The organism is Gilliamella sp. ESL0250 (assembly GCF_013345045.1).
Classification (GTDB): Bacteria; Pseudomonadota; Gammaproteobacteria; order Enterobacterales; family Orbaceae; genus Gilliamella; species Gilliamella apicola_H.
Window position 1 is genome coordinate 1 of the sequence record NZ_JAAEDV010000005.1, and the last position, 13,862, is coordinate 13,862.

General features: G+C 35.0%; 12 protein-coding genes and 1 pseudogene. 8 read left to right on the forward strand and 5 right to left on the reverse strand.

What is annotated here, in order from left to right; all coding sequences use genetic code 11:
• Positions 1–438: 438 nt before the first annotated feature.
• Positions 439–975: a D-glycero-beta-D-manno-heptose 1,7-bisphosphate 7-phosphatase gene (gene gmhB, locus GYY69_RS05390; protein WP_065638580.1), complete on the reverse strand. Its 537-nt coding sequence runs from the start codon at positions 973–975 to the stop codon at positions 439–441.
• Positions 976–1,092: 117 nt separating this feature from the next.
• Here gmhB and metN point away from each other — a divergent pair, with 117 nt between their 5' ends.
• From metN to tsaA, 4 genes are all read left to right on the forward strand, one after another.
• A complete protein-coding gene (metN, locus tag GYY69_RS05395) occupies positions 1,093–2,124 on the forward strand; it encodes a methionine ABC transporter ATP-binding protein MetN (protein WP_174796755.1) in 1,032 nt (343 codons plus the stop codon).
• A 91-nt stretch (positions 2,125–2,215) separates the two neighbouring features.
• On the forward strand, positions 2,216–2,896 hold the full coding sequence (locus GYY69_RS05400; protein WP_366940322.1) for a methionine ABC transporter permease: 681 nt from the start codon (positions 2,216–2,218) through the stop codon (positions 2,894–2,896).
• A 14-nt stretch (positions 2,897–2,910) separates the two neighbouring features.
• Positions 2,911–3,810 (forward strand): methionine ABC transporter substrate-binding lipoprotein MetQ, encoded by a 900-nt coding sequence (gene metQ / locus GYY69_RS05405; RefSeq protein WP_174796757.1) that lies wholly within the window; start codon positions 2,911–2,913, stop codon positions 3,808–3,810.
• Between the two features lie 131 nt (positions 3,811–3,941).
• A complete protein-coding gene (tsaA, locus tag GYY69_RS05410) occupies positions 3,942–4,655 on the forward strand; it encodes a tRNA (N6-threonylcarbamoyladenosine(37)-N6)-methyltransferase TrmO (protein WP_174796853.1) in 714 nt (237 codons plus the stop codon).
• A 222-nt stretch (positions 4,656–4,877) separates the two neighbouring features.
• On the opposite strand, the gene hslO is transcribed toward tsaA, so the two are convergent.
• The 3 genes from hslO to GYY69_RS05425 all read right to left on the reverse strand — a co-directional run bounded on the left by hslO (position 4,878) and on the right by GYY69_RS05425 (position 7,794).
• A complete protein-coding gene (gene hslO / locus GYY69_RS05415; protein WP_202984956.1) occupies positions 4,878–5,741 on the reverse strand; it encodes an Hsp33 family molecular chaperone HslO in 864 nt (287 codons plus the stop codon).
• Position 5,742: 1 nt separating this feature from the next.
• Positions 5,743–6,141 carry a ribosome-associated heat shock protein Hsp15 gene (gene hslR / locus GYY69_RS05420; RefSeq protein ID WP_238786526.1) on the reverse strand — a complete coding sequence of 133 codons (399 nt, stop codon included), beginning with the start codon at positions 6,139–6,141 and terminating at the stop codon, positions 5,743–5,745.
• A gap of 102 nt (positions 6,142–6,243) precedes the next feature.
• Complete coding sequence (locus GYY69_RS05425; RefSeq protein ID WP_174796760.1) at positions 6,244–7,794, reverse strand: hypothetical protein; 1,551 nt, start codon at positions 7,792–7,794, stop codon at positions 6,244–6,246.
• A gap of 304 nt (positions 7,795–8,098) precedes the next feature.
• On the opposite strand from GYY69_RS05425, the gene greA reads away from it, so the two are divergent.
• Complete coding sequence (gene greA, locus GYY69_RS05430) at positions 8,099–8,575, forward strand: transcription elongation factor GreA (RefSeq protein ID WP_034910774.1); 477 nt, start codon at positions 8,099–8,101, stop codon at positions 8,573–8,575.
• A gap of 64 nt (positions 8,576–8,639) precedes the next feature.
• Here the strand turns inward: greA and yhbY are convergent, their stop codons facing one another.
• Positions 8,640–8,933 carry a ribosome assembly RNA-binding protein YhbY gene (gene yhbY / locus GYY69_RS05435; protein WP_174796761.1) on the reverse strand — a complete coding sequence of 98 codons (294 nt, stop codon included), beginning with the start codon at positions 8,931–8,933 and terminating at the stop codon, positions 8,640–8,642.
• Between the two features lie 97 nt (positions 8,934–9,030).
• Between yhbY and rlmE the strand changes: the two genes are divergently transcribed.
• The 3 genes and pseudogenes from rlmE to folP all read left to right on the forward strand — a co-directional run bounded on the left by rlmE (position 9,031) and on the right by folP (position 12,618).
• Positions 9,031–9,657 (forward strand): 23S rRNA (uridine(2552)-2'-O)-methyltransferase RlmE, encoded by a 627-nt coding sequence (gene rlmE, locus GYY69_RS05440; RefSeq protein WP_065560115.1) that lies wholly within the window; start codon positions 9,031–9,033, stop codon positions 9,655–9,657.
• A 76-nt stretch (positions 9,658–9,733) separates the two neighbouring features.
• A pseudogene (ftsH, locus tag GYY69_RS05445) lies at positions 9,734–11,590 on the forward strand (ATP-dependent zinc metalloprotease FtsH); the annotation flags it as partial.
• A 191-nt stretch (positions 11,591–11,781) separates the two neighbouring features.
• Positions 11,782–12,618: a dihydropteroate synthase gene (gene folP, locus GYY69_RS05450; protein WP_174796763.1), complete on the forward strand. Its 837-nt coding sequence runs from the start codon at positions 11,782–11,784 to the stop codon at positions 12,616–12,618.
• Positions 12,619–13,862 lie beyond the last annotated feature (1,244 nt).

The window sequence follows — 13,862 nt, forward strand, 5'->3', positions numbered from 1 at the left end:
AGTGTCACTTATCAAGACTTAATTTTTAAGTCCGTAGACTTTTCATTCTTTGTCTCGCAAGTGCCCACACAGATTGTCTGTTTCTTCTTTTTAAAGAGCTGACAGCTTCAATATCTAATCAACTTTTGTTAATTTAGTTTGCTGTCTCAAGGGCTGCGTATATTACGCTACACTTTTTTATTCGTCAAGATCTTTTTTTCAAATTTTCGATCTTATTTTTAACTCACTCACCGCCTGCTTGTCGCTGACTGCGTGTCAGTGGATGCGCATTATAGGGGCTTTAAAAAATCATGCAAGGGGTTATGATGTAATTTATTTCCATTTGCATCTTTTTTACCCAAGGCGTATTAAAAAAATACTGAATCGATACATTTTAGCTAAAATTACTATTTTATTTTGATGTATTAAAATACTTTCTTTACACAACCGATGCCATACTTAAGATTCTAATTTTATTTTTTGAGGTAAATCCGCTAGACTATCAAGTAACCAATCAGCTTGAGCTAATGCTTCTTCTGTTATCATATCACCTGTTTTTACTAGAACTGTCCTTTTAACGCCAGCTTGTCTACCTGATAATAAATCAGACACCCGATCACCTACCATATAAGAGTTAGCAATATCTATGTTCAATTCTTTTGCTGCGGTTTGAATCATACCTGGATTTGGCTTCCGACATTCACAAGTATCAACTAACGGATCGTGAGGACAATAATAAACACCATCTAAATCAACTCCTCTATCTTGTAAAGACCAATCCATCCATTCAGTTAACGTGTGAAATTGCTCTTCAGTAAATATATTTCTGGCAATACCTGATTGGTTGGTTGTGATAACTAACAAAAAACCCATTTTTTTGAGTTCTTGCATTGCATCAATAACGCCATCAATAAAATGGAATTTATCAATTGTATGTACATAATTATAGTCTATATTAATGGTACCATCCCGATCTAAAAAAATAGCTGGCTTCATGTTTACTCTTTTTCCTTTTTATTTAGCTATTACTCTAATCTTACATAGAATATTATTGATTGACTTAGATGTCTAGACGTCTTAATATTCATTTATTCATCTTTTTCTTTATATATTATGATACAACTACAACATATTTCGAAAACATTTGAGCATAATAAAACACCTGTTTATGCTTTAAAAGATATTAATATCCATGTTCCTAAAGGGCAGGTTTATGGTGTTATTGGCAAATCTGGAGCGGGGAAAAGCACACTGATTCGCTGTATTAATCTGCTTGAAAAGCCCACTAGCGGAAAAATAATTTTCGATAATCAAGATATTACAAATCTTTCAAATAGAAAATTAATTGACATACGTCGAAAAATCAGCATGATTTTTCAACATTTCAATTTACTTTCCTCACGTACTGTATTTGATAATATCGCTTTTCCTCTTGAACTGAATAGAACACCTAAAGCAGCAATTAAGCAAAAAGTAAATGAGCTTATCGAACTTGTTGGATTAACAGAGAAAGCAAATGTTTACCCAGCTAATTTATCGGGTGGCCAAAAACAACGTGTTGCAATTGCCAGAGCTTTAGCAAGCGATCCCAAAGTACTATTGTGCGATGAAGCAACCAGTGCGCTTGACCCTGAAACTACTCGTTCAATTTTGGCATTATTAAAAGATATCAACCAAAAATTTGGACTAACCATTTTATTAATTACCCATGAAATGGATGTAGTAAAACAGATTTGTGACCAAGTTGCCGTTATTAGTGATGGGAAACTAGTTGAACAATCATCAGTAGGTGAAATGTTTTCTAATGCTAAAACAGATATTGCGAAACAATTTATTCAATCAACTTTACACCTTAATATTCCTGATGATTATTTAATAAGGCTATCAGCTGAACATAAAGAAGGACTCAATCCTTTATTACGTTTAGAGTTTACTGGGGTTTCAGTTGATTTACCTTTGTTATCCCAAATAGCTAAAGAATTCGAGATTGAAAGTAACATTATTAGTGCACAAATGGATTATGCTGGCGGAGTTAAATTTGGCTTAATGCTCGCTGAAATGAAAGGGAAACAAAAAAGTATGGCATCTGCAATTCAATTCTTAGAAAAAAATAATACTAAAGTAGAGGTGCTTGGCTATGTTTGATTTTATTCCTTCATTTAAACCTTTTGAGTCATTATTACGATATTTAGCACAATATGGTTTTTGGTCTGATTTTGTTACTCTTTGTTCATCAATTAAAGGGGTCACAGGGCCAGTGCTATTCAAAATTGCTGAAGCCACTGATGATACCATTTATATGATTTTCTTATCCGGTTTTTATGGAATATTAATGGGTTTACCATTAGGTATAATGTTATATATAACTCGAAAAGGTAACATACTTGAAAATAGTATAATACATAGTGTTCTTTCTTTTGTAACAAATGTGTTTCGTTCGATCCCTTTTATTATATTAATTGTATGGATTCAACCATTTACAATGAATATAATGGAATTTATAACAGGTAAAGGAACTTATTTAGGTAGAGAAGGGGCTATTATACCACTAAGCATAGGGGTTGCCCCTTTAATTGCCAAAATGATTGAAAATGCATTACTCGATCTTCCAAAGGGATTAATTGAGGCTGCTCGTTCTATGGGAGCAACACCTCTGCAGATTATATACAAAGTGTTATTACCAGAATCATTACCTGTAATCGTCAATAGTATGACGATATCGTTAATCACGCTAACTGGTTATATTGCTATGGCTGGAGTTGTTGGCGCAGGAGGGTTAGGCGATCTTGCAAAACGATATGGGTATGAAGGCCATAACTATGATATGATGAATATTATATTAATTATATTAGTTATTATTGTCTTTATTATTCAATTTATTGGCAATAAAATTGTTAAACGTGTGTCTCATCAATAAATTTGGAGAAAATTATGTCAATTAAAAAGCTAGCATTAATCACCACATTGGTGAGTGCGTTTTTTTTAACAGGTTGTGATAATAAACAATCAGCCACAACAGATAACAAATCAGCAGAGCCAGTTAAAGTGAGCACTCTTAAAGTAGGTGTGATTTCTGGTCCTGAAGAAGAGGTAGCAGAAGTCGCTAAACAACAAGCGAAAGAGCTTTATAACTTAGATGTTGAACTAGTAATTTTTAGTGATTATGTCATTCCAAACCAAGCATTAAGCGATGGTTTAATTGATGTTAATGCTTTTCAACATAAGCCTTTTTTAGATGAACAAATGAAAGAACGTGGCTACAAATTAGCTATTGTTGGCAACTCATTCGTTTATCCAATTGCAAGTTATTCTAAAAAACTAAAACCAATTACTCAAACAGAAGAAACAGGCAGTGGTGTAAAAGTCACTTCACCGAGAGGTGAAACCTTCTTTATTCCAGCTAACTCAACCATTGCAATTCCTAGTGATCCTACAAATTTGGGCCGATCTTTACTTTTATTACAACATGAAGGAATGATTACAGTTGATAAATCTAAAGGTTTACTGCCAACTGTACTTGATATTACAAGTAATCCTTATAACTATAAGATTTTAGAACTTGAAGCACCAATGTTACCTCGTTCATTAGATGATGCACAAGTTGATCTAGCAATCATCAATAACGCCTTTGCAGGACAAGCAAACTTAACGCCAAGCAAAGATGGGATTTTTGTTGAGGATAAAGAATCACCATATGTCAACATTATCGTTTCGCGTGAAGCTGATAAAGATAACGAAAACGTGAAAAACTTTGTTAAAGCATACCAAACAGAAGCTGTTGCACAAAAAGCTGACCAAATCTTTAATGGTGGTGCAATTCGTGGTTGGTAATAATCTACCAATAATGATTGATTAATCTCAATTCCGCCGATGTTTATATCGGCGGAAAATTAATATAGAGATAATAAATTAAGTAACTAAAAAATTCGCCACCTGCTACCCATTAATAAAATCATCAACGTATAATGACATATCAAATTGAACCAATCGGCATTATCCGCTCACCTTATAGTGAAAAATTTGCCGTTCCAAGACAACCGAATTTAGTTAGTGCTGGGCAAGGTGAACTGTATTTATTAGCCCCTTATAATGATCCTATTAGTATTAAAGGATTAGAGCAGTTTTCACATTTATGGCTATTATTTCTATTTCACCACATCGCTCCTGAAAAATGGGGATTAACAGTTCGCCCCCCTCGTTTAGGTGGTAATAAAACAATGGGCGTATTTGCCACAAGATCACCATTTAGACCTAATCATCTTGGACTTTCAGCAGTAGAATTAAAAGATATCATTGTTGAAAATAAACAGGTTATTTTAAAATTAGGCAGCCTTGATTTGGTTGATGGTACACCCATTATTGATATCAAACCTTATCTCCCTTATTGTGATAGCCATTCAGAAGCACATGCAGGATACGCACAATCCATCCCAGAAAAAAAACTAGCTGTAGCATTTTCACAAAAAGCACAATTAGTTTTAGAGCTACAAAAACAAAATTATCCTCAACTCACTGAATTAATTACACAAGTCATTTCTCAAGATCCAAGGCCGGCCTACAAGCAAAAGAGCCTTAATGAACAAACATATGGACTTACACTCTACCATTTTAATATTAGATGGAGAATCATCACTCAATACGCACTTGTTGAAGATATCTATGTAGGTAGTAAGTAAAAAATCTTCATTAGTCTAAACATTTTAAACTGAAAAAATTGCTTACTATTTGCAATGGAAAATAGGTTTACCCATTTTCTTAACAAGATTGTTATACAACACCGTTAAAAATAGCTTGGCATCTTTTTGGTCTTCTGTTAAATTGAATATGAGTTTAATTCCCTATATTCCACTTTACCATTAAGGTTATTAATAGCCTTAATGGTATTTTTCTATGAAAAATTAATGATAATGTATGTTACGTTTGCTTCTCATTTCAGCAATATCGATTGTATCAAATAGATAATGTTTACCACAATAATCACAATGAATATCAATCTTACCATTATCCTCCCTTAGGATTTCATCAATTTCATTATCAGGTAAAGTCATTAAACTATCTTCGCAACGTTGACGTGAACATCCACACTTAAAAGTAATATCATGTGTTTCAAAAAGACGCACTTCCTCTTGGTTATATAACCGATATAAAATCTCATCAGTAGAAAGTTGAAATAACTCATCACTCGTCATTGTCTGAGTTAATGCGCTAAGATGCTCAAATGACTCAGCGGTATTCTCATTGGCAGGCAAAACTTGCAATAAAATACCAGCTGCCATTGGCTTATTGTTATGTACTCCAGTTTTAACAAATAAGCGTGTAGGAAGTTGCTCTGATTGCATAAAATAATTTTCGATACAACCAATAAGTGTATCTTTCTCTAGTCCAACGATGCCTTGATAACGTTCACCATGCTTTGGTGTAATAGTAATAACAATATAACCATTGCCAACCATATCTTTAAGCGTAGCATCATCAGCAATATCACCGTTAACCCGAGCAACACCACGTAGCTGCTGTTGATCATTGCCATTAACAACCGCTAAAGATAACGCGCCATCACCTTGTAACTGGACAGCAATATCCCCTTCAAATTTTAGTGTTGCCGTTAATAGGCTGGTTACAACCAATAATTCACCCAGCAAGTTTTGTACCGCAATTGGATATGTATGATTATCTAAAATTGCCTGATATGTCTGTTCAAGACGAGTAATTTCACCACGAATAGGATGATTATCAAATAAAAACCGATTTAAAGTATCCATATTAATTGTTGCCACCTTGTTGCCTATCATATTTAAATTTAATCAAATTACGTCGCTCCTTTTTATCCGGTCTTCTATCAGGATGCGGCATTGTCAATGCATTAAGCTTACGTGCTTGTGCTACTGCTTCTCGTTTAGCAATACTTTCAAGGGTTTCTTGATAAAGTTGTTGAGCTTCAATGGCTGTTCTTCGTTGTTCACTAATAGCTAAAATTTGAATTGTTTTTTGATCCGAACCTTGGCGAAGTGTTAAGATTGCACCGATTTCAACAATTTTACTTGGTTTAGTGCGTTGACCATTATAGTGCACTTTGCCACCTTCAACCATTTCGCGAGCTAATGATCTAGACTTATAAAATCTTGCAGCCCAAAGCCATTTATCTAATCTTACAAGAACCATTACACCCCTCATATTACACTTATTATTGAGTTTATTTTATACCCAAACGCATATAGTACCTTAAACATCATAACAATCCATATAAGGATCTTTTTATAAAAGTCAATGCTCAAAATTGATAATATAATCATTCCCGTTTGTAGAAAATGTACCTGAAAAACTAAATGGCAATAATTTACCATTTAAATTAGCTGAATAATTAATAGCTTTTGGTGGTTGATTTACCAATTTCCAATTTTCTAGTAGTGAACTTGTTACACCATAAGCATTAAATTGCAAAGATAATGGTTCACTTTTCGATAAATCAACTGTTGCTCTTGACTCAATCATTCCCCCACTAGCTAAAGTGCTAAAAATTAACGAAGGATGGTTTTCATAATCAAATTTTAGAACCAGATCGGGATAACGGATATCAATTCGGTTAACTGAACCCTTTTCAGATTTAAAAAAGACAATTCCTGAGAAGATTCCTAATTTTTGATATTTCGCTAAAGTGACATTGGTACCAGAAACTTGAAAATTATATAGGCTAAAAGGGAAATCACTCTGTGTTCTAATTATCAAACTTTGTAAAATCGTAAGCTTATCAATTTTGATATCTCTAAAAATATTAGGTAACACAAATAGATCTAACTTTTCAGGAATCTCATAATTAACATCGGCTAAGGTTAATTGTTCTAGATGCAAAGTATTATCTTTCCAATTTCCAGCAAAATTGATACTACCTTTATTCCATTTTGCTAATACTCTTTGAATTGTCACTTCTTGATCATAGGATGATAATTGCACTAATACCGACGAAAACAATTCATCATGCCAAACAACATGATCAGCAGTAAAAATAACAGCACTTTGATCAAAGTGCCACTGTTTATCATAACGAAGATTAGTCGCTTCAATATTGCCTTTTTCAATTAAAAAGCTAGGTAACTGTATGCTGCTTTCAAATATTAATAATTGTTTGATCATCAACTTTGGCAGAACATGAGAATATTTATTAAGTACATTATCTTCCGCTGATTGCCAGTTTATATTGTACAGCTTTAATTGATCGATATTTAAACTATTGTCCGTAAGGATTTTTAATTTACTGACAAAAAAACCATCATTAACATTGCCACCTAAATTAGTTAAGGTTGTAACACCATCTCGATGAAAACCTTGAATGAGCAGTGATTTTATTGGGATTTGCTTTACTAAAACCTCTTGCGACGTAAAATCAAATTGGTATTTATCCGCGCCTAAAGAAGCAAAGGGTTTAATACCTCCATTGATTTGGGTGAACGAAAGTGTTTCCTTTCCATTATTAACCAGAATATTAGCATTTGAATTGACAAATTTTAACGTATTGGTTGAAAAATCATAATGACTAAATTGCGTATCATTAATATTAATATTGCCATTAATGACGATAACATAGTTAAAATGAGTTAATTGCCAAAGATTACTTTTATCTAATCCTACGACTAATTTAGGAACATTAACAAGCTCTTGCCTATTAGAGCTGACAACAACATCATCAAAAACTAATTCATAGGAATTTGAAAATGAGTGATGAACTCCGCCGATTGAAATTTTAAAAGAACTTAATTTGGATAATTGCTGACTGACTATCTTGGCACCAAAAGAAGTTTGCACAACAAAATAAGACAATAATACCAAAAACCAGACAATAGATAGGGAGATGATTATGTAAAACCGTAATCGTCGCATAAATAAATTTAATTGTTATAATGAACTACTAATAATTACCTTACGATAACCGATTTTAATAAAAATAGCATCCCATTTTCGGTATGAATGATTTGTTATTAAGCTAACTTGACAGTTAAGATATAAACATTCACCATAATGTTATTTTAAATAACTAACAGAACAATTCACTTCTCCTTTCTTTTAATTAAGATAAGGAGGAGTGGTTTTTTATCTAATATAAGTAAAAACGGGAGATACCTAGATGAAACAAATCCCAATGACAGTTAAGGGAGCTGAATTATTACGAGCCGAGCTTGAAGAGCTAAAAAATGTCAAAAGACCACAAATAACGGCAGCAATAGCCGAAGCAAGAGCACACGGCGATTTAAAAGAAAATGCTGAATACCATGCAGCAAGAGAGCAGCAAGGTTTTTGTGAAGGCCGCATTCAAGAAATTGAAGGCAAATTATCGCAAGCACAAATAATTGATATCACCAAAGTAAAAAATACTGGACGTATTATTTTTGGCGCAACAGTAACCGTCATAAATATTGAAACGGACGAAGAAACAACCTATCGCATTGTTGGTGATGATGAAGCTGACTACAGACAAAATCTTATTTCTGTCAACTCACCTATTGCTAGGGGGTTAATTGGCAAAGAAGACGGTGATACCGTACAAATTAAAACGCCGGGCGGTGATGTAGAATTTGATATTGTTAAGGTTGAATATATCTAATATTGAACATATATCTTCAATAAAGGCAGATAAACAAACAGGGCACATAGCCCTGTTGTTGTATTTATTTAGGCAAAGAGATTTTTTTATCTTCGCTTGGTCTAAAAATCGTGAAAATAGATCCCACTTGTTGCACAGGTAATGCTTTAGTTTCACGAATAATGGCATCACAAATGAGTTTTTTAGTTTCGCGATCCTCAGCGGATACTTTAATCTTAATTAGCTCATGGAAATTTAGGGCATTTTCAATTTCGGCAAGCACGCCTTCGGTAAATCCATTAGCGCCAATCATCACAATAGGTTTTAAATGATGAGCTTCACTTTTTAAATACTGTTTTTGTTTATTCGATAAATTCATTAAATTTTTATCACATTAAGTTGCAATTTTGTTATTCTACCCTTATATATATTTGTAATCAATGAAGTGACCTCTTTACATTAAGGATTTATTCGCTGTGAGTAATAAAAAACGCTCAGCGAGCTCAACACGTTGGCTCAATGAACATTTTAATGATCGCTTTGTACAACAAGCACAAAAAAAAGGCTTACGCTCTAGAGCATGGTTCAAACTCGAAGAAATACAAAAAAGTGACAAATTATTTAAACCTGGCATTACCGTTGTTGATTTAGGTGCTGCCCCTGGTGGTTGGTCACAATATGTTGCATCGCTTATTGGCAATAAAGGGCGCATTATTGCCTGTGATTTATTGCCAATGGACCCCATTGTTGGGGTTGACTTTCTTCAAGGCGATTTTCGCGATGAAGCAGTTTTAAAAGCTTTACTTGAGCGGGTTGGTGAAGAAAAAGTCCAAGTTGTTATGTCAGATATGGCACCGAATATGAGTGGACAACCGGCTGTTGACATACCGAGAGCAATGTATTTAGTTGAGCTAGCATTAGATATGTGTAAAGACGTGCTTGCGCCTAATGGCAATTTTATTGTAAAAGTGTTTCAAGGCGAAGGATTTGAAGAATATCTAAAACAGGTGCGATCAATGTTTAAAACCGTCAAAATTCGCAAACCAGAGGCTTCACGCGCAAGGTCTCGAGAAGTTTATATTGTTGCAATGGGTATGAAGTAGCCAGTTGTATAATTTTGTAGTACCATACTTTGTTAAATTTGGTCGTAACTGTTAATTTTTATGAGAGGTTTTTCTTTTGAACGACATGGTAAAGAATTTACTGATCTGGGGAGTTATCGCTGTAGTATTGATTGCTGTATTTAACCAATTCAGCTCAATATCCAATAGTGGTCCCCAAGTCAATTATACCCAATTTAATTCCGATATCACGACTGGTAAAATCCAAGAAGTGCATATTAACGGACGCGAAATTGTTGCCACAACCAAAAATAATGGCAATTATGTCACTTATATCCCTTATTTTGATGAAAAACTAATGGATGATTTGTTAGCCAATAAAGTACCCGTCTATGGTAGTCCTGATGAAAAACCAAGCCTAATAGGTAGTATTCTCATCTCTTGGTTCCCTATCATTTTACTCATTGGTTTTTGGCTATTTATGATGCGCCAAATGCAAGGTGGTGGTAAGGGTGGCCCAATGTCAGTTGGTAAAAGTAAAGCGAAAATGTTAACGCCAGACCAAGTCAAAACAAAATTTACCGATGTTGCTGGCAGCGAAGAAGCAAAACAAGAGGTCACAGAAGTTGTCGACTTTTTACGCGATCCAGGCAAATATCAAAAATTAGGTGGGCGCATACCAAAAGGGATTTTAATGGTAGGACCGCCGGGAACAGGTAAAACCTTACTAGCAAGAGCCATTGCGGGTGAAGCCAATGTGCCTTTTTTTAGCATTTCAGGTTCTGACTTTGTTGAGATGTTTGTGGGTGTGGGGGCATCGCGAGTGCGCGATCTATTTGAACAAGCCCGTAAACACGCACCTTGTATAATCTTTATTGACGAAATTGATGCTGTCGGTCGCAAGCGTGGCGCTGGCTCAATGGGAGGTCATGATGAACGTGAACAAACATTAAACCAAATGTTGGTTGAAATGGATGGATTTGAGGCTAATAGTGGCATCATTATCATCGCTGCAACTAACCGAGTTGATATATTAGATTCGGCATTACTCCGTCCTGGTCGTTTTGACCGTCAAGTGCAAATTGGATTACCAGACATGAAAGGCCGTGAACAAATTCTTGCTGTTCATGTACGCAAAGTTCCGTTGGGTTCTGATGTCAACTTATCGGTATTAGCTCGTGGCACACCAAATTACTCTGGTGCAGAACTTGCTAATTTAGTTAACGAAGCTGCGCTATTTGCTGCACGTCGTAATAAACGAGTCGTTACCATGGAAGAATTTGAGGAAGCCAAAGACAAAATCAATATGGGAACTCAACGCCGTTCATTATCTATGACGAAAGAACAATTAACGAATACCGCTTACCACGAAGCTGGGCATGCGATTGTTGGTTATCTTGTGCCAGAACACGATCCACTTCATAAAGTAACTATCATTCCACGTGGGCGAGCATTAGGTGTAGCATTCTTTTTACCTGAAGGTGACCAAATTAGCCAGAGCCGAACTCAATTAGAATCAAAAATATCTACCGCTTATGCTGGCCGAATTGCTGAAGGATTAATCTTTGGTGAAGATAAAATTACATCGGGTGCATCAAGTGATATTCAATATGCATCTAATGTTGCTCGAGCAATGGTAACCCAATGGGGATTCTCAGAACGTTTACCACCTGTATTATTTGAGTACGAAGAATCATCTTATGGACCATTGAAAAAAATTTCAGATAGTACTGCTCAAATTATTGATGAAGAAGTTGACGCTATTATTCAACGTAACTATCAACGTGCAAAAACTATCTTAACGGAAAATATTGATATTCTTCATGCCATGAAAGATGCACTGTTAAAATATGAAACAATCAATAAACAACAAATTGATGAACTGATGAATCGTCAACCTGTCACACCACCAGATGGTTGGACAGAAAACGATGAAAAAGCAGCAAATGATGGTAGTAACACATCACCACAATCAGAAAGTTAATTTGCTTTAATAAAAATAACGCGCTACGGCGCGTTTTTTATCGGTAAAATAAAAATAACTTACACATTTGCAGGAATAAAAACCACAATTACATTGAACATTTCACTTTAATTGTGCTTAATAACTTTAAAGATCATTTAAACGACTGCATCATTAATTTTAATCAAATAAGGTTTTTAATCATGGAAATACATTTTCAAAATCAAGTGATAGATCTTTCATTTCCACAAGTGATGGGCATTGTTAATATGACGCCAGATTCATTTTCTGACGGTGGCAACTATAACAACCTTGATGATGCTATGCGTCGCGTTGACAGCATGATTCAAGCTGGTGCAACATTTATTGATGTCGGCGGTGAATCAACGCGCCCTGGTGCAGCCGAAGTTTCGGTTGATGAAGAGCTTAACCGCGTTGTGCCATTAGTTGAAAAAATTGCTCGTTATTTTGATGTTTGGATTTCAGTTGATACCTCAAAGCCACAAGTCATAGCTGAATCAGCAAAAGTTGGAGCACACCTAATTAATGATGTTCGAGCCTTAACAGAACCTGGTGCACTTGAAACAGCAGCTCAAACAGGACTACCAGTTTGTATTATGCATATGCAAGGCGCGCCTAAAACCATGCAAAATGCACCACACTACCAGCAAGATATTTATCAAGAAGTTGACCAATTTTTTGGCAAACACATTGATCGTTGCATAAATGCCGGTATTAACCGCGAAAAAATTATATTGGATCCCGGTTTTGGATTTGGCAAAACACTAGCACACAACTACCGTCTATTGGCAACACTCGAAAAGTTCCATCATTTTAACTTACCTTTATTAGCGGGCATGTCTCGAAAATCCATGATAGGACAAGTATTAAATGTGCCACCGCAAGAACGTATGCTAGGTAGCGTATCGTGTGCTGTGATTGCAGCAATGAAAGGCGCACACATTATTCGCGTACACGATGTTAAAGAAACTTTCGATGCATTAAGAATTGTACAAGCAACCCTTGCAGAACAAGGTTAATTGTATAAAGAAGATGTTTATTTAAACGGTTGGGTTTGAATTGTCGGCATATTCTTACGCCGAATAAATGACAATATAAAACTTTGGGTGTTGTGAAAAAATCGTTGTGTTTTTTTCTATAAAAATCGCTCATTCTACATAAGTTGTATGCTTACTATGGGCTATTTACATAACTATTCATTCCTTATGTTATATTTCTTGTAAAAAATATTCAGGATTCTATACCGTTTCGTGATGAGTCGAAGCTTCGCAGTAACTATTCGTTAAAACATGCGATCAGCATCGCATCAATCAGAAATTCACAAAACCACCTAGCTCAAACAACTGAGAAAACCGAAAACGATAGGGACTTGAATGAAGACAAGGCATTTACTTTCAGACTGTATTTTTGTAAAAAATATTCAGGATTCTATACCGTTTCGCGATTAGTTGAAGCTTCGCAGTAACTATTCGTTAACACATGTGATCAGCATCGTATCAATCAAAAATTCACAAAACCGTCTAGCTCAAACAACTGGGAAAACCGAAAGCGATAGGGACTTTCATGAATTTTAGACTGTATTTTTGTAAAAAATATTCAGGATTCTATACCGTTTCGTGATGAGTCGAAGCTTCGCAGTAACTATTCGCTAAAACATGCCATCAGCATCGCATCAATCAGAAATTCACAAAACCACCTAGCTCAAACAACTGAGAAAACCGAAAACGATAGGGGCTTGAATGAAGACAAGGCATTTACTTTTAGGCTGTATTTTTTGTAAAAAATATTCAGGATTCTATACCATTTCGTGATTAGTTGAAGCTTCACAGTCACTATTCGTTAAAACATTCGATCAGCATCATAATTAATCAGGAATTCACGATACCCGCTTGCTAACGGGACTTTCATGGCGATGTGGCATAACCAGCAAATAGTTAGAGATGTAAAAGAGAGAGAACAAAAGCTTAAGCAATGTCTGGTTAAAAGCCCTATGTGTTTTTAGCGGGTTAATTTAATCATGCAATGTAAATAACCCGATATTTTCTTACATAGATTACGCTTAGTATGATAGAAAATGATTTAAAAAAATGATATATGATTTTTTAAATCACCAAGCAAAATTTTATTATCATCATTTTCCCAACCTAGATTTTTTGCAATTGCCTTTACGGGTGAAACTCGATTCTATCACCAAATTCTTTTTTAGTTTAAGTAAAAGTAACTGAAAGACTTATTTTATTCATTTGTTCCCCATTTTGCCAAA

What these genes read in the sequence shown, in the direction of transcription:
- metQ (WP_174796757.1), top strand. Translation starts at nt 2,911, where the DNA reads ATGTCAATTAAAAAGCTAGCATTAATCACCACATTGGTGAGTGCGTTT.
- hslO (WP_202984956.1), bottom strand. Translation starts at nt 5,741, where the DNA reads ATGGATACTTTAAATCGGTTTTTATTTGATAATCATCCTATTCGTGGT.
- gmhB (WP_065638580.1), bottom strand. Translation starts at nt 975, where the DNA reads ATGAAGCCAGCTATTTTTTTAGATCGGGATGGTACCATTAATATAGAC.
- folP (WP_174796763.1), top strand. Translation starts at nt 11,782, where the DNA reads ATGGAAATACATTTTCAAAATCAAGTGATAGATCTTTCATTTCCACAA.
- greA (WP_034910774.1), top strand. Translation starts at nt 8,099, where the DNA reads ATGAAACAAATCCCAATGACAGTTAAGGGAGCTGAATTATTACGAGCC.
- metN (WP_174796755.1), top strand. Translation starts at nt 1,093, where the DNA reads ATGATACAACTACAACATATTTCGAAAACATTTGAGCATAATAAAACA.
- hslR (WP_238786526.1), bottom strand. Translation starts at nt 6,141, where the DNA reads ATGGTTCTTGTAAGATTAGATAAATGGCTTTGGGCTGCAAGATTTTAT.
- yhbY (WP_174796761.1), bottom strand. Translation starts at nt 8,933, where the DNA reads ATGAATTTATCGAATAAACAAAAACAGTATTTAAAAAGTGAAGCTCAT.